The 22887-nt window shown below is 74.3% G+C and carries 19 protein-coding genes; 9 read left to right on the top strand and 10 right to left on the bottom strand.

The window, feature by feature from the left end; all coding sequences use genetic code 11:
- Positions 1 to 88: 88 nt before the first annotated feature.
- A complete protein-coding gene (locus tag ACFU7Z_RS13160; protein ID WP_380777573.1) occupies positions 89 to 637 on the bottom strand; it encodes a PaaI family thioesterase in 549 nt (182 codons plus the stop codon).
- A gap of 200 nt (positions 638 to 837) precedes the next feature.
- Between ACFU7Z_RS13160 and ACFU7Z_RS13155 the strand changes: the two genes are divergently transcribed.
- The gene (locus ACFU7Z_RS13155; protein ID WP_380777572.1) at positions 838 to 2337 is read left to right on the top strand and encodes a PHB depolymerase family esterase; all 1500 of its coding nucleotides are present in this window, start codon (positions 838 to 840) and stop codon (positions 2335 to 2337) included.
- A gap of 113 nt (positions 2338 to 2450) precedes the next feature.
- On the opposite strand, the gene mca is transcribed toward ACFU7Z_RS13155, so the two are convergent.
- Positions 2451 to 3380, bottom strand: a complete 930-nt coding sequence (gene mca, locus ACFU7Z_RS13150; protein WP_380777571.1) for a mycothiol conjugate amidase Mca — start codon at positions 3378 to 3380, stop codon at positions 2451 to 2453.
- Positions 3381 to 3408: 28 nt separating this feature from the next.
- Positions 3409 to 4854: an MDR family MFS transporter gene (locus ACFU7Z_RS13145; RefSeq protein WP_107086515.1), complete on the bottom strand. Its 1446-nt coding sequence runs from the start codon at positions 4852 to 4854 to the stop codon at positions 3409 to 3411.
- Positions 4855 to 5049: 195 nt separating this feature from the next.
- Between ACFU7Z_RS13145 and ACFU7Z_RS13140 the strand changes: the two genes are divergently transcribed.
- The 3 genes from ACFU7Z_RS13140 to murQ all read left to right on the top strand — a co-directional run bounded on the left by ACFU7Z_RS13140 (position 5050) and on the right by murQ (position 7756).
- Positions 5050 to 5697, top strand: coding sequence for a TetR/AcrR family transcriptional regulator (locus ACFU7Z_RS13140; protein ID WP_074003609.1), 648 nt, complete (start codon positions 5050 to 5052; stop codon positions 5695 to 5697).
- A gap of 118 nt (positions 5698 to 5815) precedes the next feature.
- Complete coding sequence (locus ACFU7Z_RS13135) at positions 5816 to 6496, top strand: DUF6445 family protein (protein WP_049654566.1); 681 nt, start codon at positions 5816 to 5818, stop codon at positions 6494 to 6496.
- 354 nt (positions 6497 to 6850) lie between these two features.
- The gene (gene murQ / locus ACFU7Z_RS13130) at positions 6851 to 7756 is read left to right on the top strand and encodes an N-acetylmuramic acid 6-phosphate etherase (protein ID WP_380777570.1); all 906 of its coding nucleotides are present in this window, start codon (positions 6851 to 6853) and stop codon (positions 7754 to 7756) included.
- Positions 7757 to 7814: 58 nt separating this feature from the next.
- Here the strand turns inward: murQ and ACFU7Z_RS13125 are convergent, their stop codons facing one another.
- Complete coding sequence (locus tag ACFU7Z_RS13125; protein ID WP_380741595.1) at positions 7815 to 8327, bottom strand: isochorismatase family protein; 513 nt, start codon at positions 8325 to 8327, stop codon at positions 7815 to 7817.
- Positions 8328 to 8337: 10 nt separating this feature from the next.
- The gene (locus ACFU7Z_RS13120) at positions 8338 to 9069 is read right to left on the bottom strand and encodes a TetR/AcrR family transcriptional regulator C-terminal domain-containing protein (protein ID WP_380777569.1); all 732 of its coding nucleotides are present in this window, start codon (positions 9067 to 9069) and stop codon (positions 8338 to 8340) included.
- Between the two features lie 127 nt (positions 9070 to 9196).
- Here ACFU7Z_RS13120 and ACFU7Z_RS13115 point away from each other — a divergent pair, with 127 nt between their 5' ends.
- Positions 9197 to 10510 carry an MFS transporter gene (locus ACFU7Z_RS13115; protein ID WP_380777568.1) on the top strand — a complete coding sequence of 438 codons (1314 nt, stop codon included), beginning with the start codon at positions 9197 to 9199 and terminating at the stop codon, positions 10508 to 10510.
- Between the two features lie 29 nt (positions 10511 to 10539).
- On the opposite strand, the gene ACFU7Z_RS13110 is transcribed toward ACFU7Z_RS13115, so the two are convergent.
- Positions 10540 to 11067 (bottom strand): YcxB family protein, encoded by a 528-nt coding sequence (locus ACFU7Z_RS13110; protein ID WP_380777567.1) that lies wholly within the window; start codon positions 11065 to 11067, stop codon positions 10540 to 10542.
- Positions 11068 to 11316: 249 nt separating this feature from the next.
- On the opposite strand from ACFU7Z_RS13110, the gene ACFU7Z_RS13105 reads away from it, so the two are divergent.
- Positions 11317 to 12846, top strand: a complete 1530-nt coding sequence (locus ACFU7Z_RS13105) for a hypothetical protein (protein WP_380777566.1) — start codon at positions 11317 to 11319, stop codon at positions 12844 to 12846.
- Positions 12847 to 12897: 51 nt separating this feature from the next.
- Here the strand turns inward: ACFU7Z_RS13105 and ACFU7Z_RS13100 are convergent, their stop codons facing one another.
- Positions 12898 to 14448, bottom strand: coding sequence for a glutamate synthase subunit beta (locus ACFU7Z_RS13100; protein ID WP_380777565.1), 1551 nt, complete (start codon positions 14446 to 14448; stop codon positions 12898 to 12900).
- A 198-nt stretch (positions 14449 to 14646) separates the two neighbouring features.
- Between ACFU7Z_RS13100 and ACFU7Z_RS13095 the strand changes: the two genes are divergently transcribed.
- The gene (locus tag ACFU7Z_RS13095) at positions 14647 to 15327 is read left to right on the top strand and encodes a response regulator transcription factor (RefSeq protein ID WP_049654967.1); all 681 of its coding nucleotides are present in this window, start codon (positions 14647 to 14649) and stop codon (positions 15325 to 15327) included.
- Positions 15324 to 16772 (top strand): sensor histidine kinase, encoded by a 1449-nt coding sequence (locus ACFU7Z_RS13090; RefSeq protein WP_380777564.1) that lies wholly within the window; start codon positions 15324 to 15326, stop codon positions 16770 to 16772. The genes ACFU7Z_RS13095 and ACFU7Z_RS13090 overlap by 4 nt, the downstream gene beginning before the upstream one ends.
- A 54-nt stretch (positions 16773 to 16826) precedes the next feature.
- Here ACFU7Z_RS13090 and efeB read toward each other — a convergent pair whose 3' ends face one another.
- The 3 genes from efeB to ACFU7Z_RS13075 all read right to left on the bottom strand — a co-directional run bounded on the left by efeB (position 16827) and on the right by ACFU7Z_RS13075 (position 20814).
- On the bottom strand, positions 16827 to 18161 hold the full coding sequence (gene efeB, locus ACFU7Z_RS13085) for an iron uptake transporter deferrochelatase/peroxidase subunit (RefSeq protein ID WP_380777563.1): 1335 nt from the start codon (positions 18159 to 18161) through the stop codon (positions 16827 to 16829).
- Positions 18161 to 20245 (bottom strand): iron uptake transporter permease EfeU, encoded by a 2085-nt coding sequence (efeU, locus tag ACFU7Z_RS13080; protein WP_380777562.1) that lies wholly within the window; start codon positions 20243 to 20245, stop codon positions 18161 to 18163. Before efeU ends, efeB begins: the two co-directional genes overlap by 1 nt.
- A 242-nt stretch (positions 20246 to 20487) precedes the next feature.
- A complete protein-coding gene (locus ACFU7Z_RS13075; protein WP_049657126.1) occupies positions 20488 to 20814 on the bottom strand; it encodes a hypothetical protein in 327 nt (108 codons plus the stop codon).
- A gap of 408 nt (positions 20815 to 21222) precedes the next feature.
- Here ACFU7Z_RS13075 and ACFU7Z_RS13070 point away from each other — a divergent pair, with 408 nt between their 5' ends.
- On the top strand, positions 21223 to 22845 hold the full coding sequence (locus ACFU7Z_RS13070) for a ubiquinol-cytochrome c reductase cytochrome b subunit (RefSeq protein ID WP_074003822.1): 1623 nt from the start codon (positions 21223 to 21225) through the stop codon (positions 22843 to 22845).
- Positions 22846 to 22887 lie beyond the last annotated feature (42 nt).

The raw sequence follows: 22887 nt of genomic DNA, 5'->3' as shown, positions 1-22887 counted from the left end.
TCGCCACAGCGGCCGGGGCCCGACCGTTTCCGGTGCGGGTACGGCGACCACCCGGCCGGGCCACCCGCTCGGTCAGGCCTCCAGGCGGTCAGGCCTCCGGGCGGGGAGCCAGGATCGCGCAGGTGGTGGTGGCGTGCGCGTAGAGCTTGCCGTTCTCCGCGCCCACCACCCTGGCCTCCGCCGTCGCCATCGTCCGGCCCAGGTGCAGCACCACGCCCTCGCAGCGCACCGTCCCGGAGTCGGCGAAGAGCGGGCGCAGCATGTGGACGTTGAGCTGGGTGGTGGTGTAGCCCACCCCGGCCGGCAGCCTGCTCAGCACGGCGCAGCCGAGGGCCGAGTCGAGCAGGGCCGCCAGGTAGCCGCCGTGCACGGTGTTCATCGGGTTGTGGAGGTGGTCTCCGGGTTCGCCCCGGAACACCGCCGTCCCCGGCTTCACCTCGGTCAGGTGGAAGCCCATGGTGCCGCAGATCGAGGGCTCCGGGATCCGCCCGGCGATCCACTCCAGCAGGATCTCCTCTCCGCTCAGGTGGGTGAACTCGGCGATCGGCGGGCCGGGCATCCAGGTGTGGGTCCGGGTGCGCTGCTCCGGGCCGTTCGTGGGCTGGGGGCCCTCGGCGGCGATCTCATCGGTGGTCATGGGATCAACCTGCCTGGTCCGGCCGCCTGCCTCAAGTGCCTTACGGCACGCGGCGGGCAGGGGGCCGCGGCCGCCGGACCATGGCGGCCCGTGCCATGCCCAGGCGGCGGACCCCGGATGACCGCCACATGGCACCAGGGCTCCTGGCGCGCCACGCTGCACGGGACCGGCCCCCACTCCTCCCCCACCCAGGAGTCCCCATGCCACTGCGCCCCACCGCCGCGGCGTTGTTCACCGCCGCCGTCCTCGCGCTCGGTACCGCCGCACCCGGCGCGGCCGCGGCCTCCGACACGGTTTCCACCCTGCCGTCCGCAGCCGCAGCCGCAGCCGCAACCGCAACCGCGACTGCGAGCGGCAGCTTCCAGCAGGTCACCGGGTTCGGCACCAATCCGGGCAACCTCGCGATGTACACCTACACCCCCGCCGGGCTGCCCAGCGGCGCTCCTCTGGTGGTCGCGCTGCACGGCTGCGTCCAGAGCGCCACCGACTACTACCGCAGCTCGGGCTGGACCAAGTTCGCCGACCAGTACGGCTTCGCGGTGGTGTTCCCACAGACCAGCAGCGTCAACAACAGCCTCTCCTGCTTCAGTTGGTTCGACGCGGGCAAGGCCGCCCGGGGCGTCGGCGAGGCCAGGTCGGTGGTCGAGATGGTCACCAAGGCCGAGTCCCTGTACGGCTCGGACGCCCGCCGGGTGTTCGTCACCGGCCTCTCGGCCGGCGGCGGGATGGCCGCCGACCTGCTGGCCGACTACCCCGACGTGTTCGCCGGCGGGGCGATCGACTCCGGACTGCCCGCCCACTGCGCCGCCACCCAGGCCGCCGCCTCCGGCTGCCAGAACTCCGACCAGGGGCTCACCCCGGCCCAGTGGGGCGACAAGGTCCGGGCCGCGTACCCGGGTTACACCGGACCGTGGCCCAGGGTGGCGATCTGGCAGGGCACGGCCGACACCGTGGTCAGGCCGGTGAACGCGACCGAGCTGCGGGACCAGTGGACGAACGTCCAGGGCATCGGCCGCCAACCGACCGGCACCCGGAGCCTCCCCGGCGGCACCACCCAGGAGCTCTACGCCGACGCGAGCGGAAAACCCGCCGTGGCAGTGTTCACGATCAGCGGGATGGGCCACGGCCTGGCCGTCCACCCGGGCTCCGGGGCCGACCAGTGCGGAGCGACCGGCGCCTACTTCCTCGACACCATCTGCTCCGGCTACTACACCGCGCAGTTCTGGGGGCTGGACGGCGGTTCCGGCCCCACCGACCCCGGGCTGCCGGCCCCGACCGGCCTGACGGCGAGCGCGACCGCCGGTTCGATCGCCCTCGGCTGGCAGGCCGTCAGCGGCGCGGCCTCCTACCAGGTCTTCCGCAACGGCGGCCAGGTCGGCACCACGACCGGCACGACCTTCACCGACACCGGACTCGCGGCCGGCACCACGTACGGCTACACCGTGGCGGCGATCGACGGCTCGGGCACGGTCGGCGCCCGCTCGGCGGCGGTGACGGCGACCACCCCGGGCGGGGGCGCACCCCAGTGCTTCACCGCCAGCAACTACGACCAGGTCCTGGCCGGCCGTGCCACCCAGAGCGGCGGCCTGACCTTCGCGCTGGGCTCGGGCCAGAGCATGGGGCTCTGGAACACCTTCGTCACCCACACCCTGAAGCAGACCGGCCCGGGCTTCTACGTGCTCGCCGACGGCCAGTGCTGAACGGACGGCAGCCCGCCCGCCACCGAGCAGCACCACGACCACCCGCCCCACAACGGCCCACAGCGCGACGGCCCACACCACGACGGCCCGCACCGCCACACCGACCGTGAGGCTCATCCCGCCCCCACCTCCCCCTCCACCTCCGCCCGGAGCCCGGCGAACAGGTCGGTCTCGATCCCGCCCGCCGCGGCCGCCGCACCGGCCTCCGGCACCAGGCTCCGGGCGAGGTGGTAGTCCTCCGTCGGCCAGACCTCGCGCTCGATGTCCCGCGGGTGGGCCATGAAGGCCACACCCGGCTGCACCTGGGTGGCGTGCGCCAGCATCGCCGCGTCCCGTACGGCGAACTGCTCGGCGCACGCGATCCGGGTCGTGGTGGCCAGGGCGGGCGGGGTGTCCGGCCAGCCGGCCAGCAGCTCGCCCATCCCCGAGGGGACTCCGCGTTCCGTCATCGCCGTGTGCAGCGCCTGGAACCAGGCCCGGGAGAGCGCCAGGTGGTAGTAGAGCTTGGACCCCTGCCAGGGCTCGCCCTGCCCGGGGTGGCGCTGCGGGTCGGCGGCGGCTTCGACGGCCGCCACAGTGACCTGGTGGGTCATCACGTGGTCCGGGTGCGGGTACCCGCCGGTCTCGTCGTAGGTGACGACCACCTGGGGGCGGAACTCCCGGATCAGCGCGGCCAGCGGCGCCGCCGCGAGCTCCACCGGCCGGGCCGCGAAGCAGCCCTCCGGGAGCGGTTCGCCCGGCCCGGGCATCCCGGAGTCGACGAAGCCGAGGAACCTCTGGCGGACACCGAGGATCTCCCGGGCGGCCGCCATCTCCTCGCGGCGGACGCGGGCGATGTCGGCCCGGACCTCGGGCCGGTCCATGGCCGGGTTGAGCACCGAGCCGCGCTCGCCGCCGGTGCAGGTGGCGACCAGGACGTCCACGCCCTCGGCCGCGTACCGGGCGAGGGTGGCCGCGCCCTTGCTGGACTCGTCGTCGGGGTGCGCGTGCACGCTGAGCAGGCGGAGAGCGTCGGGGTGACGGGTGGACACGGGTACCTCCATGCTTGGGTGGTCGGGAGCCGCTCGGCGGTCAGCGGGACGGACGGGTGTTCGGGTAGAGCAGTGCCGGGGCGATGGCGAGTGCCGACAGGGCCAGCACCCACCAGAAGGTCTCGCCGAAGGCCGCACCCGGCTGGTCGGGGTGCCCGCCCTGCGCCTGCTGGAGCGCCAGCGTCAGCACCGCCGTGCCGAGCGCCCCGCCAAGCCGGTTGAGCACGTTGACCGCGCCCGCCGCCGCCGGCACCTGGGCCTTCTCAACGCTCCCGTACACCGCCGCCAGGCCGGGGATCGCGATCAGCCCCATGCCCGCGCCGCGCAGCGCCAGCGAGCCGGCGATCAGCCAGGCCGCCGGTTCGGAGCCGCTGCCCAGCCGGGTGAACGCGAGCGTGCCGACCAGGGAGCAGGCGATGCCGATCATGATCAGCGGACGCGGCGCGAAGCGGTCGGTGATCCGGGCGGCCAGCATGGCGGTGACCGCCGTACCGAGGGCCTGCGGCGCCAGCAGCAGACCGGCCTCCACCGCCCCGGCGTGCTTCACCTGCTGGTAGTACAGCGGCACCAGGAACATCGAGCTGTAGAGCGCGGCGCCCTGAAGGAAGCTGTTCGCCGTCGCCACGGAGAACCCGCGCCGGGCGAACAGCCGCAGGTCGATCAGCGGCGCCCGGCCGGCCTTGCGGCCCACCCGCAGCGCGTGCCAGCCGTAGACCGCCACCAGCACCGTGCCCACCACCAGCGCGACCCAGCCGGCCGTCGCGCCGTCACCGATCGTCGAGAGCCCGTAGACCAGCCCGGTCAGACCGGGCGAGAGCAGCACCAGCCCCGTCACGTCCAGCCGGGGCTTCGGTATGTCCGACGCCTCGTCAGTCGGCAGCCAGCGGGCGGCGAGCAGCAGGATCACCAGCCCGACCGGCACGTTCAGCAGGAACATCCAACGCCAGTCGAAGTGCTCCAGCACCAGCCCGCCGAGGATCGGCCCCAGGACCGGGGCCAGGCTGATCGGGAGCATCAGCGTGCCCATCACCCGCCCGACCCTGGACGGCCCGGCCGCTTGTATGATGATCGCCTGGCCGAGCGGTTGAATCATCCCGCCGCCGATCCCCTGCAGCACCCGGAAGGCGATCAGACTGCCCGTCGACCAGGCCAGGCCGCACAGCGCCGATCCGAGCACGAACAGGACGACCGAGGCGAGCCACGCCCGCCGCCCGCCGAAGCGGCCGGCGGCCCAACCCGAGAGCGGCATGGTCAGCGAGATCGCCAGCAGGTACCCCGTGGCCACCCACTGCATCTCCGCGATCGAGCCGTGCAGATCGCGGCCGACGGAGTCGATGCCGACGTTGACGATCGTGCTGTCCAACAGCGCGAGCACCGGCCCCAGCGCGAGCACCGAGGCCATCTTCCACAGGCCCGCCGGAATCGGCTCCGGCGCCCCCTCCCGGACTCCTCCCGGCTGGTCCTTCGCGGCGACGGATGTCGTCATGCGCCCCTCCCCTAGTCGCAGTCGGGCCAGCGCCCCCCGAACCCGCGTGCGGCACCCCGACGCTCGCTCGGCACACTCTCGGACGCTCACCCGGGCAGCCGCTCCGGCCGCCCGAGAAGAACTTAGGCCGGACCCACTGATTGGGTCAAGCCTAATTCCTGTACCCGACCCAGCAAGCTGCGCTACGCTCCCGGCATGACCGAGAACGCGACCACGCCGAGCCTGCGCGAGCTCAACAAGCGCCGCACCCGCGAGGCGATCTCGCACGCCGCGACCAGGCTCTTCATCGAACAGGGCTTCGACCGCACGACCATCGCCGAGGTCGCGGCCGCCGCGGGCGTCGCCAAGATGACCGTCACCAACCACTTCCCGCGCAAGGAGGACCTCTTCTTCGACCTGCACGAGGAGCTCGTCGTCCGGCTCGCCGCGACCGTCGCGGGGCGCGCGCCGGGCGAGTCCGCGCTCGCCGCGCTGCGCCGCGACTGCCTCGCCGGGCTCGACCGGCACGACGCCCGGCTCGGCTTCTCCGGCCCGGAGTTCGCCCGCACCGTCTTCGACAGCCCCGCCCTGGGCGCCCGGCTGCGCGAGCTGCACGAGCAGGGCGAGACGGCGCTCGCCGAGGCGCTGGCCGAGGCGGTGCACGAGAGACCCGTCGGCTTCGAGTGCCGCGTCGCCGCCGCGCTGCTCGCCGCCGTCGACCGCGCGGTGTTCGCCGAGGTGTTCCGCCGCACCCTGGCGGGCGAGGAGCAGGCGGCGATCGCCACCGCCGTCCGCCCCTCGGCGGTCCGGGCCTACGACCGTCTGGAGGGCGCCCTCGGGAGCTTCGCCGTACGGGAGGCCTAGGCCGCGGGCCCGGCCTCCGACCAGGGGCTGAACCACGTGTCCGGGCCGGAGCACCCTTGACGAAAGGTTGACCTGCTCACGGCAGAAGGTTGGCGATGGCCGCCTCTATCGTCGGCCCATGCCCTCACAGCCCATCAGGCCCACCGCCCTGCCGGTCCTGCCCTACCGCAAGCCCACCCGGGGCCGGGACTACTGGGTCCTGGACAACGTGCTACCCGACCCGGACGCCGTCCGGGAGCGCTGTCTGGCCCGCGGGGACTGGACCGAGGGCTACCCGCACCGCCCCGAGACCTGGCCAGGGCTGCGCACCATGCCGGGCCTGGAACCCGGGGAACTGGCCCGGGTCGAGTCGCTGGTCCGCAAGGCCACCGGCGCCTCCCGGCTCTGGGTGCAGAGCACCCCGGGCGGCGGCACGCTCAACCACAACTGCGTCCAGGTCGTCGGCGCCGGGGAATCGGAATCCCGCCCCCACACCGACTCCCGCGCGCTCTGCCGCTACGCCGCCGTCCTCTACCTCAGCCCCGGCGCCCCGAAGGACGCCGGCACCAGCTTCTACCGCCAGCAGTTCCCCGGCGGCCGCCTCGGCGGCAACCTGGTCAACGCCCCGCACAACAACCTGGTCGAGGCACTCGGCACCCGCCACGTTCCCGGTGACCACTTCACCGAGGACGTCCGCGTCCCCAACCGCTACAACCAGTTGCTCCTCTACCACGCCAACCTGATCCACAGCGCCACCGGCTACTACGGCACCGACCTGGCCGAGCGGCGGATGACGGCGGTCTTCTTCTGGATGGCGTGACCCCCACCCACTCTCCGGACGACCCACCCCTCAGCCGGCGCCCACGTGCGCCAGACTCGCCCTGGTCAGCGCCGCCGCCAACCGGGCCTGGTCCGCCGGCCCGACCAGCGCCCCCAGTGCGGCCGGTTCACCCGGCAGCCCGAGCGTCCGGGCCTCCGCCGGCACCCGCTCGCCGAAGTACGGCCGCAGCGAGGGCCAGACCGCCTGCGCCTCCCTCCGGCCCCCTCATGCCCTCCATCCACGCTTGCCCGGATTCGGGCACCCCGCACCCGGGGAGGCTGGCCGCATGAACGAGCGAATCATCGGACGACATGCCCAGGCGAATGCCACGGCCGCACGAAGCGAGGCGGGCGCATGAGTCGTGACACCGTTCCCGCGACCGAGACCATCCGCCCCGAGTGGGCCGCGATCGACGAGTTGCCCACGGTCGAGCTGCTCCGGCTGATGAACGTCGAGGACCGCACGGTGCCCGAGGCCGTCGCCGGGGAGTTGGAGCGGATCGCCGCCGTGGTCGACGCCGTGGCCGCCCGGATGGCGCGTGGTGGCCGGCTGGTCTACGCGGGCGCCGGGACGGCAGGGCGGCTCGGCGTGCTGGACGCCGTCGAGTGCCCGCCGACCTTCGGCACCGATCCGGCGCTGGTCGTCGGCCTGATCGCGGGCGGGCGCCCGGCCGTCACGGCGGCGGCCGAGGGCGCCGAGGACCGCACCGACCTCGCCGAGGCCGATGTGGCCGCACTCGCCCTCACCTCCGCCGACACCCTGGTGGGCGTCTCCGCCTCCGGCCGTACGCCCTACCCGCTGGCCGCCGTCCGCGCCGCGCGCGCGGCGGGGGCGCTGACCGTCGGGCTGGCGTGCAACCGCGGCTCGGCGCTCGCGGCCGCGGCCGAGTTGGGCATCGAGGTGGAGGTCGGCCCCGAAGTGCTGGCCGGATCGACCCGGCTCAAGGCGGGCACGGCGCAGAAGCTGGTGCTCAACCTGCTGTCCACGGCCGTGATGGTCCGGCTCGGCCGGACGTACGGAAATCTGATGGTCGACCTCCGCGCCACCAACGACAAGCTGCGCGACCGCGCCCGACGGATCGTCGCCGAGGCGACCGGCGCCGACGGGACCGCGGTCGACCGCGCCCTGAGCGCGACCGGCGGCCGGGTCAAGGACGCCATCCTCTCCCTGCTCGCGGACGTGGACGCCCCCACCGCAGCGCGCCTCCTCACGGCCTCGGAGGGACGGCTGCGCGAAGCCCTCCGCCTCGCCCGGCCGTAACAGCCCTGCACCGCGCCCGGCCAAAACCCCGCCCGGCCGTAGCCCCGCCCCCGCCAACTCACCCCAACCGCACGTCCGCCGCCACGACGACCTCGCCGAGGCGCGGGAAGTCCAGTTCCACCGACGCCCGGTGCTCCTCCGCCGTGAGCGCGGCCATCGCGTCCTCGACGAACAGCAGCCGGTACCCGTGGTCGCCGGCGGCCCGGGCGCTGGACTCCACGCCGAGGTTGGTGGCGATCCCGGTGAACACCAGGGTCTCCACGCCCCGCGCCCGCAGCAGCCCGTCCAGGCCGGTGCCCTGGAAGGCGCCGATGGTGCGCTTCACCACGACCTCGTCGGCCACCGCCGCGACCTCCGCGACCAGCCCGCTCCCGGGCGGCTGCTCGGCGACGTTCGGCCGCTCGACCCGCACCGCGACCACGGGCGCGCCCGCCGCCCGGAACTCCCGGGCCAACTCCAGCGAGGCCTCCACCACCTCCGAACCGGTGCGCGGCGCGAGCGGGTTGGCGACGATCCGGTCCATCAGGTCGATCAGGACCAGGGCCGTACTGCGGGGATCAAGGGTGGTCATGGACGTCACGCTAGTCCAGTAACGCCGGCCCGTCCGACGACCGGCCCTCCTGCGCCCGGCCCTCCGAGGCCTGGCCCGCCGAGGCCCGTGCCTCCGAAGCCGGAGCGCCCTCCGCCCCCGCCTCCCGCGCGATCTCCGCCCGGAACCCCTCGATCAGCACCCGCAGCCCGTACTCGAAGTCCGCGTCGTGGTCGGTCATCCGCAGCACGTCCACCGCCTCGCGCAGCAGCGGCAGTTCGCGCAGCGCCTCGTCCGGGAACGGCGGCCGGTCGCGGTCCGCGGTGTCCTGCCGCCAGGCCTGCTCCTCGGTGACCCAGCCCATGATGTACCGGTCGACGGTCAGCAGCAGCCGCAGCGCCGTACGCGGGCGCAGCCCGGCCCCGCACAGGGCGGCCAACTGGGCCTCGACCGCCGGGAGTTCATCCTCGCTGGGCAGGGTGCCGGCGTGCACCCGGGCGCCGTCGCGGTAGGCGAGCAGGGCGCCGCGCTTGGCGCGGGCGTCGGCGGCGATCCACTCGGGCCAGTGCGCCGGGTCCGGCTCGCGGTCGGGCGGGAGGGCCTCGGCGAGCATCGCCTCGGCCATCAGGTCGAGCAGTTCCCGCTTGTTCTTGAAGTGCCAGTACAACGCCGGTGACTGGACGCCGAGTTCACGGGCGAGCCGGCGGGTGGTCAGCCCGTCGATGCCCTCCTCGTCGAGCAGGCGCAGCGCCGTGCGCACCACCTCGTCGCGTTGCAGCGCCATCCGATCGCCCTCCTGGGTTATCCGCTTGCCAGACCCACCTTATCGCCGATAAGTTCCCGAGCTGGAATTTATCAGCGATAAGGACGGCCGTCGCGACGCCGACGACCCCGAAGGGATCCCACCCCTCGTGACCTCCAACCCGAACCCCACCTCCGGACCCGACCCCACCTCCAGCCCCGACCGCCCCTGGTCCCGCCTGCTGCCGAACACCGCCCCCTGGCGCTCCTCCCGGGACTTCCGGCTGACCTGGACCTCCGGCACCGTCACCCTGCTCGGCTCGATCTTCACCATGACCGCGATCCCGCTCCAGATCGCCGACCTCACCGGCTCGCCGCTGGCCGTGGGCGCGGTCGGCGCGGTCGAGCTCGTGCCCGTCATCCTGTTCGGCCTCTACGGCGGCGTCCTCGCCGACCGCGCCGACCGCCGCACCGTCGCCCTGGCCACCGAGGTCGCCCTGGCCGCGCTCAGCGCCTTACTGCTGGCCAACGCGCTGCTCGGCACCCCCGCCGTCTGGCCGCTCTACGTCGCCGCCGGGGTGGCGGCGGCGATCCAGGGCATCCAGCAGCCCTCGGTCGAGGCGATGGTCCCCCGCCTGGTACCCCAGGACCAGCTGGTGGCGGCGGGCGCCCTGCTGTCCCTGCGCTGGAGCATCGGCGGCGTGGCCGCCCCGGCGGCGGCCGGCCTGCTGATCGCGACCGCCGGCGTCCCGGCGGCCTACCTGGTCGACCTCGGCACCTTCCTGCTCTCGATCGCCCTGCTCGCCCGGGTCCGGCCGATCCCCTCGGAGCGGGACGCCGAGGCGCCGCAGCTCACCGAGTTCCTCGACGGCGCCCGGTACGCGGCCCGGCGGCCCGACCTGGTCGGCACCTACCTGGCCGACCTCGCGGCCACCGTCTTCGCCCTGCCCACCGCGCTCTTCCCGTTCCTGGCCGCGGAGTTGGACGCCACCTGGGCGCTCGGCCTGCTCTACTCGGCCGGTGCGGCCGGCAGCCTGATCGCCGCCGCGACCGGCGGGTGGGCGGAGCGGGTGCACCGGCACGGCCGGCTGGTCCTGCTCTCCGCGGCACTGGTCGGCGCGGCGACGGCGGCGGCCGCCTTCGCCCCGGGCCTGTGGGCCGTCCTGCTCTGCCTGACCGTCGCGGGCGGCGCGCACTGGGTCGGCGACACCTTCCGCAGCGCCATCTGGAACCAGTCCATTCCGGACGAACTCCGGGGCCGAGCGGCCGGGTTGGAGATGCTGATCGGCTCCGCCGGGCCGGCCCTGGGCGACCTGCGGGCGGGCGGGCTCGCGGCCCGCCAGGGCATCCGGGCGGCACTGCGCACGGGGGGCCTGCTCTGCCTCGGCAGCTCGGCCGCCGTGTCCGCCGCGCTCCCCGCACTCTGGCGCTACGACCAGCGGACGCACCGCACCGGGCCGGTCGCGCCGGAGCCCACCCCGTGACGCGCCCGCCGCACCCACCCCACGACTGCTCAGTCCCGGACGAGCGCCGTCGCGTGCCGGTCGATCAGCTCGCCCAGCCCCCGGAGGTCGTCGACCCCGCGCTTGGGCAGCATGGTCAGCACACCGGTCTCCTCGCTGCCCTTCAACAGCAGGAACAGCCGGGGCGTCTCCAGGTAGTACCGCTGCTCCGACCAGGCGAACTCGGTGACCGAGGCCTCGGTGCTCACGACCACCCCCTGGTCGTCCAGCAGGACCCTGAACTCGCCCTTCTCCCTCGCCGTCCTCGTCACCCGCCGCACCCGCGTCGCGGGCCCCGCGAGAACCACGAGCAGCACGACCGCCACCAGCAGGGCGACAAACCGCAGCACCGTCCCGCCGAGGACGGCGAGCAGCCCGACGACCGCCGTCCCGCCGACGGCCACCGTGTACACGGCCCGCCGCGACCGGCGTCCGGCCGCCGTGCACCGCTCCCACGCCGCGAAGGCCTCCCGGAAGTCCTCGGCCGTCGGGGTGTAGCGGACCTCGACCGACGTCACCGCCCGCTCGTCGGAACCCACGTCCCACACCCTCCGACCCATGTACGCACAACTCCTGACACCAGCTTCGCCGGATCGTAGCAAAGACCGTACGTACCCGATGCGACCGCGTCCACGGCCTCCCGGCCCTCCGGCGTGAATGCGCCGCTCCCGGCACCCACCCGTTGACCGACCACCCCGCCCGGCGGTTGGCTCACCCCGAGCCGGCCGCCGGGGAGTTCGGCGTCCACCGCCGACGCGGCACGGCCCGATCCCAGGGGAGGGAACCCGATGACCCGCATCCGCCGCCCACTGCGCGCGGCCCGCACCCTCGCGGCCGCCGCACTGGCCGCCGCCGTCTCCATCACCGTCGCCGCCCCCGCCCAGGCGGCCCCGTCCACCACACAACCGTCCGCCACACGACCGTCCGCCTGGCCGGGCGGCACGGGCACCGAACGCGTCTCCGTCGGCCCCGGCCAGGCGCAGGCCACCGGCGCCTCACAGGCCCGCGGCCTGAGCGCCGACGGGCGCTACGCCGTCTTCACCTCGGAGGCGGCCGACCTGGTGCCCGGCGACACCAACGGCACCTCCGACGTCTTCGTCCGCGACCTGTGGACCGGCCACACCGAACGGGTCGACACCGGTCCGGGCGGCGTCCAGGCCGACGGCGCCGCCCACCACGCCGCGATCAGCGGCGACGGCCGCTACGTGGCGTTCGGTTCCAGCGCCACGAACCTCGCCCCCGGCGCCAACCGCGGCTACCAGGACGTCTACGTCCACGACCGCCGGACCGGCGAGACCCGGCTGGTCAGCGTCGGCCAGGCGCCGGGAGCCCCGCAGACCGACCGGGTGTCCGACGTCCCCTCGATCAGCTGGGACGGCCGCTACGTCGCCTACCAGTCCAACCGCAGCGACCTCGCCCCCGGCACGGTCACCTGGTTCGGCGGCAACATCTACGTCACCGACCTCTGGACCGGCGACACCCGCCTGGTCAGCGTCGGCGCGGACGGCAAGGAGGCCGACGCCTCCTCCGCCTCGCCGGAGATCAGCGGCGACGGCAGCACGGTCGTCTTCATCTCCAAGGCGACCAACCTCATCGGCCCGGGCCGGCCCGACACCCTCTCCCCGGCCGCCGTCGCCGAGCTCAGGGCCGGCTCCGACCAGGAGTTCGCCGCCGACTCCCTCCGCCCGGAAGCCCGCTCAGACTCCCGCCCGAACGCCCGCCCGGACACCCGCTCAGACGCCCGCGCAGAGCTCCTCAAGCCGCGCCTCTACCCGCTGTACGCCCGCGACCTGCGCGCCGGGCGGACCAGCCTGGCCTCCTCGGCCCCCGACGGCGGCTACAAGGGCGCGGCCGACCCGTCGATCAGCCCGGACGGCCGCTACGCCGTCTACTCCTCCTGGGTCGTCCACGGCGACACCTCCTGGGACCGCCACTTCGAGCTGTACGTCCGCGACCTCCGGCAGGGCACCGAGACACTGGTGAGCGTCGGCCTGCCCGGGACGAAGACCACCCTCGACTCCTTCGGCGGCCGGCTGACGGCGGACGGCCGGTGGGTCTACTTCAGCTCGGCGGCGGAGAACCTCGTCCCCGGCGACACCAACAACGCCGAGGACGTGTTCCGGCGCGACCTGTGGACCGGCCGCACCGAGCGGGTCAGCGTGGCGGGCGACGGTTCCCAGACCACCGGCTCCTCGTACGCCCCGTTCCCCGACGCCTTCGGCACCGCGGTGGTGTTCACCTCGTCCGACAGCACCCTCGTCCCGGGGGACACCAACAACGCCGAGGACGTGTTCCTCCGCCGCCTCCCGCTGTTCTGACACCCGCCCCGACCACCCTCACCACCCCGACCGGCGCGGGTGCTCCCGGTCTCACACCGTGAGCGCCCGCGCCGAGGCCCGGATCGGCGCCGGCAGTTCCGTCCACCCCCGCAGGTACCGGTCGACCGCCGCGGCCACCGCCCGTCCCTCGGCGATCGCCCAGACGATCAGCGACTGCCCGCGTCCGGCGTCCCCCGCGACGAACACGCCCTCCGCCGCCGTGGCGAAGCCGTCGTCCCGAGCCAGGGTGCCCTCCGGCCCGGTGGCGAGGCCGAGTTGGGCGAACAGCGGCCGGTCCGGGTCCGGCCCGGTGAAGCCCAGCGCGAGCAGCACCAGCTGCGCCGGCAGCCTCCGCTCGGTGCCCGCCCGTGGGCTGCGGTCGGCGGGCTCGGCCTCGGCGAAGCGGACGGCGGCCACCCGGCCGTCCGGGCCGGGCTCGAAGCCGACGGTGGTGGCCGCGAACACCCGGGGCCCGGCCTCCGCCGCACCGGACTCCTCGTGCGAGGTGGTCTCCCGGTACACCTTCGGGTACACCGGCCAGGGCTGCCCGTCGGCCCGGTCCCGCGGCGGCCGCGGGTTGATGTCCAGCTGGGTGACGGAGGCGGCGCGCTGGCGCAGCGCCGTCCCCAGGCAGTCCGCCGCCGTGTCGCCGCCGCCGACGATCACCACGTGCCGCCCCTCGGCGGACAGCGGCGAGACCGGGCAGTCGCCCTCGTCCACCCGGTTCGCCCAGGTCAGGTACTCGATCGCCTGGTGCACCCCGGTCAGGTCCCGCCCCGGCACCGGCAGCTCCCGGCAGGCGGTCGCGCCCACCGCGACCACCACCGCGTCGTACCCGGCCCGCAGTTCCTCGCCCGGGACGTCCCGGCCGACCCACACCCCGGTGCGGAAGTCGGTGCCCTCGGCCCGCAGCTGGTCCAGCCGGCGCTCCAGCCGGTGCTTCTCCAGCCGGAACGGCGGGATGCCGTACCGCAGCAGCCCGCCCGCGCGGTCGGCCCGCTCGTACACCGTGGTGGCGTGCCCGGCCCTGGTCAGCTGCTGGGCGGCGGCCAGCCCGGCCGGGCCCGAGCCGATCACCGCGACCCGCCGCCCACCGGAGCGCTCGGCGCGGTCGGGCGGCCGGGGCCCGTCCCAGCCCGCGTCCAGGGCGCGGTCGGCGATCGCCAGTTCCACGTTCTTGATCGTCACCGCCGCGCCGTCGATGGCCAGCACGCAGGCGCTCTCGCAGGGCGCCGGGCAGAGCCGCCCGGTGAACTCCGGGAAGTTGTTGGTCGCCAGCAGCCGTGCCGCGGCCGCCCGCCAATCCGCGCCGGCCGCCGCGCCGACCTCCGCTCCGACCTCCGCGCCCGCTCCGGTCCCCTCCCCGGAACCCGTCCCCGACTCCGCCACCAGCCGGTTCCACTCCGGCACCAGGTTCCCGAGCGGACAGGCGCTGTGGCAGAACGGCAGCCCGCAGTCCATGCACCGCCCCGCCTGCCCGCCCACCACCGGCAGCAGCGGGCCGGGCCGGTACACCTCCCGCCAGTCCCCCAGCCGCTCCCGCGCATCACGCCGCACCCGCTCTTCGCGCGGGGTGGTGAAGAAGGCCATCCGGTCTGCCATCGCGGCCTCCGGCAGGGCGTGCCGACTCGGATCAGGCGGCCCACCCGGCGGCGCGCCACCGTACGGCCACCGTACGCCCGCGAAGCACCGCGCGACAGCCCCGGCCGTCACGGACCGCCCCGGAGCGGCCGCGGAGCGGGCCCGGACACCCCGCCCCCGCCCGAAACCGCCGTGAGCACGCCAGGGAGAATCTCCGCCATGACCCACACCGTGCTGATCGCCGAGGACGACCGGGCCATCCGCGACTCGCTCGCCCGCGCACTGATGCTGCAGGGCTACCGGGTGCGGGTCGCCGCCGACGGCACCCAGACCCTGGCCGTCCTCGCGGAGCAGCGCCCGGACGTCCTGGTGCTCGACGTGATGATGCCCGAGCCGGACGGCCTGGAGGTCTGCCGCCGGCTGCGCGCGGCCGGCGACCGCACCCCGGTGCTGATGCTCACCGCCCGGGTCGAGGTGCCGGACCGGATCGCCGGCCTCGACGCGGGCGCGGACGACTACCTGGTCAAGCCCTTCGACGTGGACGAGCTGTTCGCCCGCCTGCGCGCCATGCTGCGCCGCCGCCCGCCGGAGTCCGCCACCGAGGTGCTGACCGTCGCCGACCTGCGGATCGAGCCGCCCGCCCGCCGGGCCTGGCGTGCCGCCCAGGAGCTCGAACTGTCCCGCACCGAGTTCGACCTGTTGGAGCTGCTCGCCCGGCACGCCGGCGCCGTCCTCGACCAGGCCACCCTGTACGAGCGGATCTGGGGCTACGACTTCGGCCCCGGCTCGAAGAACCTCGCGGTGTTCATCGGCTACCTGCGCCGCAAGCTCGACCGCCCCGGCCTGGCCCCGCTGATCCACACCGTCCGCGGCGTCGGCTACACGCTGCGCGAGCCGTGACCGGCCCGGCCCGCCGCCTCCCCCGGTTCCCGCGCCCGACCGGCAGGCTCCCCCGTCTCCCCCGGCTGCCGCGCCCCGGCCTGCCCACCACCTTCGCGCTGGCCTTCGCCGCGATCGCCGCGCTGGTCGCGGTGCTGATCGGCGCACTCGGCTACGACGCCGCCGCGCGGCTGATCCGGGACGACGAGACCGCCGACTTCGGCGCCGCCGTCGACTCCGTCGGCCGCCAGGTCCAGCGGGAGGTGCTCTTCCCGGGCGACTTCGCCGGCCCGAGCGGCCTGAGCGCCGACCTGGTCCGCCCGATCCGGGTCACCACCCAGTCGCTCAACCCCGACGGCGCGGTGCTGCCCGGCACCGCCCGGCTCGACCTGCCGCCGAGCCCGTCCGACCACGAGCTCGCCCACGCCGACCAGCCGGGCCGCACCTCGATCGGGCTGCGCCACGAGCACCGCGAGGCCTACCGGGTCGGCGTGGTCTCGCTCGGCGGCCGACGCGGGGCGGTCCAGATCATCCAGCAGGTCGGGCCCACCGAGAAGCTGCTGACCACCCTGCGGACCCGTACGGTCGCCCTGGTGGCGATCGTCGCGGTGCTCGCCGGCGGGGCCGGCCGGCTGCTCGCCCGACGGATCACCCGGCGGCTGGTCCGACTCACCCACGCGGCCGAACTGGTCGCCGCCAGTGGGCGGTTGGACGTCCCCGTGCCCGCCGCCGGCACGGACGAGGTGGGCCGGCTCGGCCGGGCCTTCGACCGGATGCTGGGCCGGCTCGCCACCGCCAAGGAGAACCAGCGCCGACTGGTCCAGGACGCCGGGCACGAGCTGCGCACCCCGCTGACCAGCCTGCGCACCAACCTCTCGGTGCTCCCCAGCCTGGACCGGCTGCCGCCCGCCGAACGCGCCGCGCTGATGGCCGATCTGGTCGAGGAGACCCGCGAGTTGACCCAGCTGGTGGAGGAGCTGGTGGCGCTCGCGGCGGACCGCAGGGCGGACGAGCAGCCGACCGAGGTGCTGCTCGCCGACGTGGTCCGGCAGGCCGCCGCCCAGGCCCGGCGGCGCAGCGACCGGGAGGTCGTGGTGGACGCGGACGCGACCGTGGTCACCGCTCGGCCGGACGCGCTCGCCCGCGCGGTGGGCAACCTGCTGGACAACGCCGCCAAGTTCGACCCCGCCGGGACGGGCCCGATCGAGGTGGTGGTGCGCGGCCCGCGGGTGGAGGTGCGCGACCGCGGCCCGGGCATCGACGCGGCCGACCTCGACCGGGTCTTCGACCGCTTCTACCGGGCCACCGCCGCCCGCGGCCTGCCCGGCTCCGGCCTGGGCCTGGCCATCGTGCACGAGGTGGCCCGCTCGCACGGCGGTACGGCCTTCGCCGCCAACCGGGAGGGCGGCGGCGCGGTGATCGGCTTCACCCTCGGCGCCGACGGAGCGGACGGGCCCGACGGCTGAGCACGCGGACGGGCCCGGCGCGTGGCAGCGCCGGGCCCGCGGTGGAACCGACCGTCAGACGGCGGCCAGCAGCCCCCGCCCGAGCCAGTCGGCCTCGTCCTTCACCCCCGGCAGGACGAAGAAGTAGCCGCCGCCGGTCGGCGAGATGTAGTCCACCAGCGGCTCGCCGATCAGCCGGGTCTGGGTGGCCTCGAACTGCCGCACCACGTCCTGCTGGTAGCAGCAGAACACCAGGCCCATGTCCAGGTTCCCGGCCCGGTCGACGCCCCGGTCGTAGTTGAAGCCCCGGCGCAGGATGCGCGAGTTGTCGGTGTCGGCGGTGCGCGGGTTGGCCAGCCGGATGTGGGCGTCGAGCGGGATCGCCTTGCCGTCCGGGTCCTTAGCGTAGTCCGGCGCGTCGGTCTCCCGGGCGCCGTCCAGCGGCGCGCCGGTGTCCCGGCGGCGGCCGAACATCTTCTCCTGCTCGGTGAGGGTGACGCGGTCCCAGAACTCGATCAGCATCCGGATGATCCGGATCACCTGGTAGCTGCCGCCGGTCGCCCAGGCCGGCTCGCCCGTCCCGTCGGTGACCCAGACCAGCCGGTCCATCTCGCGCGCGGAGCCGGTGTCCGGGTTGACGATGCCGTCCTTGAAGCCGAGCAGGTTGCGCTGGGCGCCGTCCGGGCGGGACTGGTTCTGGAAGCCGTCGATCCGCCAGAGGATCTGCAGCGCGCCCCGGGTGTGCCGGGTGATGTCGCGCAGCGCGTGCAGCACGGTGTCCTGGCGGTCGGCGCAGATCTGCAGCGAGAGGTCGCCGTGCAGTTCGGCGGCCTGGAGGTTGTCGTTCGGGAAGGTCTTCATCGGCGCGAGCCTGACGGGCTTGGCCTTGGCCAGCCCGTAGCGGTCGTCGAAGAGCGAGGCGCCGACGCCGACCGTGACGGTCAGGTGGTCGGCGGGGACGGTCGGGCCGAGGATGCCGCTGTCCGAGGGCGGCGCGCCGACGCCGAGGTCCGGCGGGGTGCCGCCGGCGGTGAGGAAGCGGATCCGCTCGGTCAGGGTCCGGAACAGCGCTTCGAGGCCCTTGCGGTCCTGGGCGATCACCTGGCAGGAGACGAAGGCCGCGAAGCCGGGGGCGGCCGTGGTGACGCCGGCCTGGTGGGCCCCGTGGAAGGGCACCGCCCCGGCCTTCTCCTGCGTGCCGTCCCCGGCGGCGGCCGGTCCGGCGGCGAGGGCGAGGCCGCCGCCGGCCAGCACGGCCGCTCCGGCGCCCGCGCCGAGCGCGGCCCGGACGAAGCTGCGCCGGGCCGGTCCGGCCGGGCAGCCGCCCTCCGCGGCGGCAGCGGCCTCGGTGGCGGCGGCAGCGGCGTGCGGGAACGGGCAGGACCCGGTGGCTGCGGTGTGGTCGGTCATCAGGCGGCCTTCCGGATCTCGAGCAGGGCGGGGACGGGGGCGAGGTCTTCGAGCAGTTCACCGGTGGCGCCGTTGAGCTGTCGGCGGGCGTCGGCGGGCAGCCGGTCGACCGGGGTCCAGCCCTCGGGCCGGTGGGCGGCGGCGACCAGGTCGCCGACCCGCTTCATCCCGGCGTTCACCTTGACGAGCACCTGCGGGTCCCGCTCGTCGAGCAGCGGCTGGAGCAGGGTCAGCAGTTCCTGGGTGCCGGTCAGGTTGGCCTGGGCGGTGGCCAGGTTGGTGCCGCTGCCCATGTCGGTGTCGCCGGTCAGCTCGAACTGGAGGGTGTTCTCCAGGATCTCGTGGGCGCGCAGCGGCAGGTCGCCGGGGGCGAAGTCCTGGCCGGGGAAGTCGTGCGCCAGCTTCTCCACGTTCTGCGCCAGGTCGTCGGCGACGGGCGCCAGCTCGGCGGCGGACTGGTCGTGCCAGAGGCCGTACTCCAGCCGCAGGAAGCCGGTGAAGCCCGGGTCCCGCTCCTTCTCGGCGAGTCCGTCCGGGCGGCCGTCGATCTTGCCGTCGAGGTCGGCGAAGGTGCCGTACGCGGCGCCGAGCGAGGCGTACCGGAGGTGGGCGGTGAGCCAGTCGGCCTTCGCCGTGGCGAGGTCCCCGGAGCGCACGTCGGCCTGGAGCTTCCGGCTCTCCGTCACGAGCGTCGCGAGGCCCTGGTCGACGTACTCCTTGTAGCTGTCCAGCGGGGCCTTGAGGTCCTCCTCGGCGACCGGCTTGACGGCCTTGACCACGGCGGCGCCGCTGACGTGCACGGCGGCCGAGGTGACGGACTTGCCGCCGGTGGGCACGCAGCGCCAGGCGTAGTCGCCGGAGCCGATGGTGGCGGTCAGGGCGCGGGTGGTGCCGGGGGCCAGGCCCTCGATCTCCCCGTAGACCGCGCCGCTGCCCGGGTCGACCAGGTAGACCTCGGCGACCTTGTCGCCGGTGTTGCGCATCTGGAACACCTGCTGGCCGGGCCGCGGGTCGGCGAAGCCCTTGCCGCACTCCTGCTCGGAGACGGCGACGGTGGCGGAGCCGCCCTGCTTGCCCTCGCTGACCGCGATCACCACGCCGGCCACCACCACCGGCACGGCGATCGCCGCGGTCGGCAGCACCCAGCGCGGCCGGCCCGCCCGCACCGGTCCGGCCGTACCCCCGCCCTCGGCCCCGCCCGCGGCGGGCTTCGCCCCGGCGGGAGCGGCGGGAGCGGCGGGAGCGGCGGCCGGGGCTGCCTGGGCGCGCCCACCACTGCGGACCCCCTCGACGAACAGCGTCATCACGACGCCCAGGTACGCGACGTAGCCGACGACCTGGAGCACCGTCATGGTGACGGTCAGGTTGAGGGTGCCCTGGACCAGCGTCGCGTACCAGGACGAGGCGTCCAGGTGCCCGCTCAGGTCGAAGGCGTACGAGGTGCCGCCGCCGACCAGGCCGGACTCCTGGAGGTCCCGCAGGCCGTAGCCGAGGACGCCCGCCGCGACGACGATCAGTCCGACGCCGGTGATGGTGAAGAACCGGGTGAGGTTCATCTTCAGGGCCCGCCGGTACAGGCCCCAGCAGAGCCCGGCCGAGAGCACCAGGCCGACGGCCGCGCCGATCAGCGGCCCGGTGGACTCCCCGGCGGTGCGCACGTTGGTCCACAGGAAGAGCGAGGTCTCCAGGCCCTCGCGGGCGACCGCGAGGAAGCTGGTGAGCACCAGCGCGCCGGCGCCCATCGCCAGCGAGGCCTGGACCTTCTCCTTGATCTCGGCGGAGAGGGTGCGCGCCGAGCGCCGCATCCAGAACACCATCGCGGTGACGAAGCAGACCGCGATCAGGCTGAGCACCCCGCCGAACGCCTCCTGGGCGTGGCCGGAGAGGTTGGCGGCGGTGAAGGTGAGCACCGCGCCGAAGCTCAGGCTGAGCGCGACGGCCGCCGCGACGCCCGACCACACCTGGGGCAGCCGGGCCTTCTGGTCCGCCCGTACCAGCGTGGCGACCAGGATCGACACGATCAGTCCGGCTTCCAGGCCCTCGCGCAGACCGATCAGGAAGCTGGGAAACGCCTCATCCCACATGCGGCGGGCTCCTCCCCCGGGCCGGCCCGGGTCGTTCACCTGTCCTCGACCCCGCCGCGGTGGCGGCGGGGCGGCACAGCCGAACGCCCCGGACACTGCGGTCCAGGGCGCCACGGCTTAGCTTAGGCAAACCTTAGAGCCGCGCAGGTCAACCGCACCCCCGGTTCGGGTAAGGGTTCGGTATGAGCTCGCCCTCGTGTCGACCAAACCCGCAGGCCGGAGGGACCGTCAGGAGCCCCGGGTCACCCCCACCACTGCTCCGGCACCGCCTCCGGTTCGGGCGACTCCGGCACCGTCACCGGTTCGGCGCAACGCACCAGGAGATCACCCTCCTCCGTTCCGGCGACGAGGTAGCCGCACTCGCGCAGCACGACCGCGGCCGCGCCGCTCAGCGCCGCGAGCGCCTCCCGGGAGGGCGGCCCGCCCGGCTCCGCTCCCGGCGTCCAGCCGACCACCACACCCTCGGGGTGGCGGTCGATCCACAGCGGTGAGGGGCCCGGTCCGGTGTCGAACCCGGCGCGGGCCAGGGCCTCGGTGACGTCCTCGAAGAGTTCACGGTGATCCACCATTGGCGCAGCGTAGGCCCCGGACCTCGCGACCCCCGGACGCGGCGCGCGCCGAAACGCTTCAGCGGCACCCGACCGCAGCATCGGCACCCGTTGGGCCGAGCGGCGGCCAGCCGATCGGGCGTCAGGAACCCCCGTCCGGCCCGACACGCACGGCCGGACGGGCCGATGGACGTGCACAGTCGGCCCCCTGCCGACAGCATGACAGAGTAAGCGCTCCATCACCCTGAGCAACGGGCCCAGCGGAACAGCTGGTCCGCGCGCCGGTCCCGCCGGCGGGCCCGTATCGAGAGGTCCCATGATCACAACACTTCGCCGGCCGCCGTTCCCGCCGGCGGGCCTCCGGCACGGTACGCCGCGGACGCCGGGGAGCCCGTCGTGAGAGCCGACCAGCAGTCGCAGCCGGGACCGGTGACCACCACGCGCGCCGACCCCGCCAACAAGGCCGAGGCGCTCGCCGACTGGGCGGACGGCCGGCTCGGCATCTACTCCCTGGCCAAGGCCAACCTGCGCAAGATCTTTCCCGACCACTGGTCCTTCATGCTGGGCGAGATCGCGCTCTACACCTTCGTCATCATCATCCTCACCGGCGTCTGGCTCACCCTGTTCTTCGTGCCGAGCATGGGCGAGGTCGTCTACGACGGGTCGTACGTCCCGCTCAGGGGCATCCCGATGTCCGAGGCCTTCTCCTCGACCGTCAAGATCAGCTTCGACGTGCGCGGCGGCCTGCTGATGCGCCAGATCCACCACTGGGCCGCGATCGTGTTCGTCGCCTCGATGCTGACCCACATGATGCGCGTCTTCTTCACCGGCGCGTTCCGCAAGCCGCGCGAGATCAACTGGGTCTTCGGGGCGCTCCTGCTGATCCTCGGCATGTTCGACGGCTTCATGGGCTACTCGCTGCCCGACGACCTGCTCTCCGGCACCGGCATCCGCTTCATGGAGGGCGCGGTCCTCGCCGTCCCGATCGTCGGGACGTACCTGCAGTTCTTCCTCTACGGCGGCGAGTTCCCGGGGCACGACATCATCCCCCGGCTGTTCACCGTCCACGTCCTGCTGATCCCCGGGATCATGGTGGGCCTGCTGGCGGCGCACCTGATCCTGGTCTTCTACCACAAGCACACCCAGTTCGCCGGGCCCGGCCGGACCAACAGCAACGTGGTCGGCATGCCGCTGCTGCCGGTCTACACCGCCAAGGCGGGCGGCTTCTTCTTCCTGGTCTTCGGCGTGGTCTCGGTGATGGCGGCGATCGCCACCGTCAACCCGATCTGGATGTACGGCCCGTACCGACCGGACCAGGTGACCACCAACGCCCAGCCCGACTGGTACATGGGCTTCTCCGAGGGCCTGATCCGCGTGATGCCCGGCTGGGAGATCAGCGTCTGGGGCGGCCACACCCTCAACCTCGGGGTGTTCGTCCCGCTGATGGTCTTCCCGACCGTCCTGCTGGCCATCTGGTGCTACCCGTTCCTGGAGGCCTGGATCACCGGGGACCGGGGCGAGCACCACATCGCCGACCGGCCGCGCAACGCCCCGGTCCGCACCGCCTTCGGCGCGGCCTGGATCAGCCTCTACCTGATCCTGCTGGCCGGCGGCGGCAACGACCTGCTGGCCACCCACTTCCACCTCTCGATCAACGCGATCACCTACGCGGTGCGGATCGGCTTCTTCACCGTGCCGGTCGTCGTGTTCGTGATCACCAAGCGCTGGTGCCTGGGCCTCCAGCGGCGGGACAAGGAGAAGGTGCTGCACGGCCGGGAGACCGGCGTCATCAACCGCCTCCAGCACGGCGAGTTCGTCGAGGTGCACGCCCCGCTGCCGAAGGGCCGGCTCTACACCCTCACCTCGCACGACCAGCCGCAGCCCTCCGAGCTGCCGCCCGAGGTGGACGAGAACGGCGTGGCCCGCAAGGCCGGGCTGTGGACCCGCGCGCGGGTCAAACTCTCCCGCGGCTTCTACGGCGAGTACAGCCAGATCGCCAAGCCCACCGTCGAGGAGCACGAGGAGATCGGCAGCGGCCACGGCCACCACTGATCCCCTCCCGCACCTGGAAAGGGCCCGCCGCACCGGGAACGG

This window comes from Kitasatospora sp. NPDC057518, from assembly GCF_042802075.1.
GTDB lineage: Bacteria > Actinomycetota > Actinomycetes > Streptomycetales > Streptomycetaceae > Kitasatospora.
Note: the sequence above shows the minus strand (reverse complement) of the source record. Positions and strands in the feature narration are given on the sequence as shown.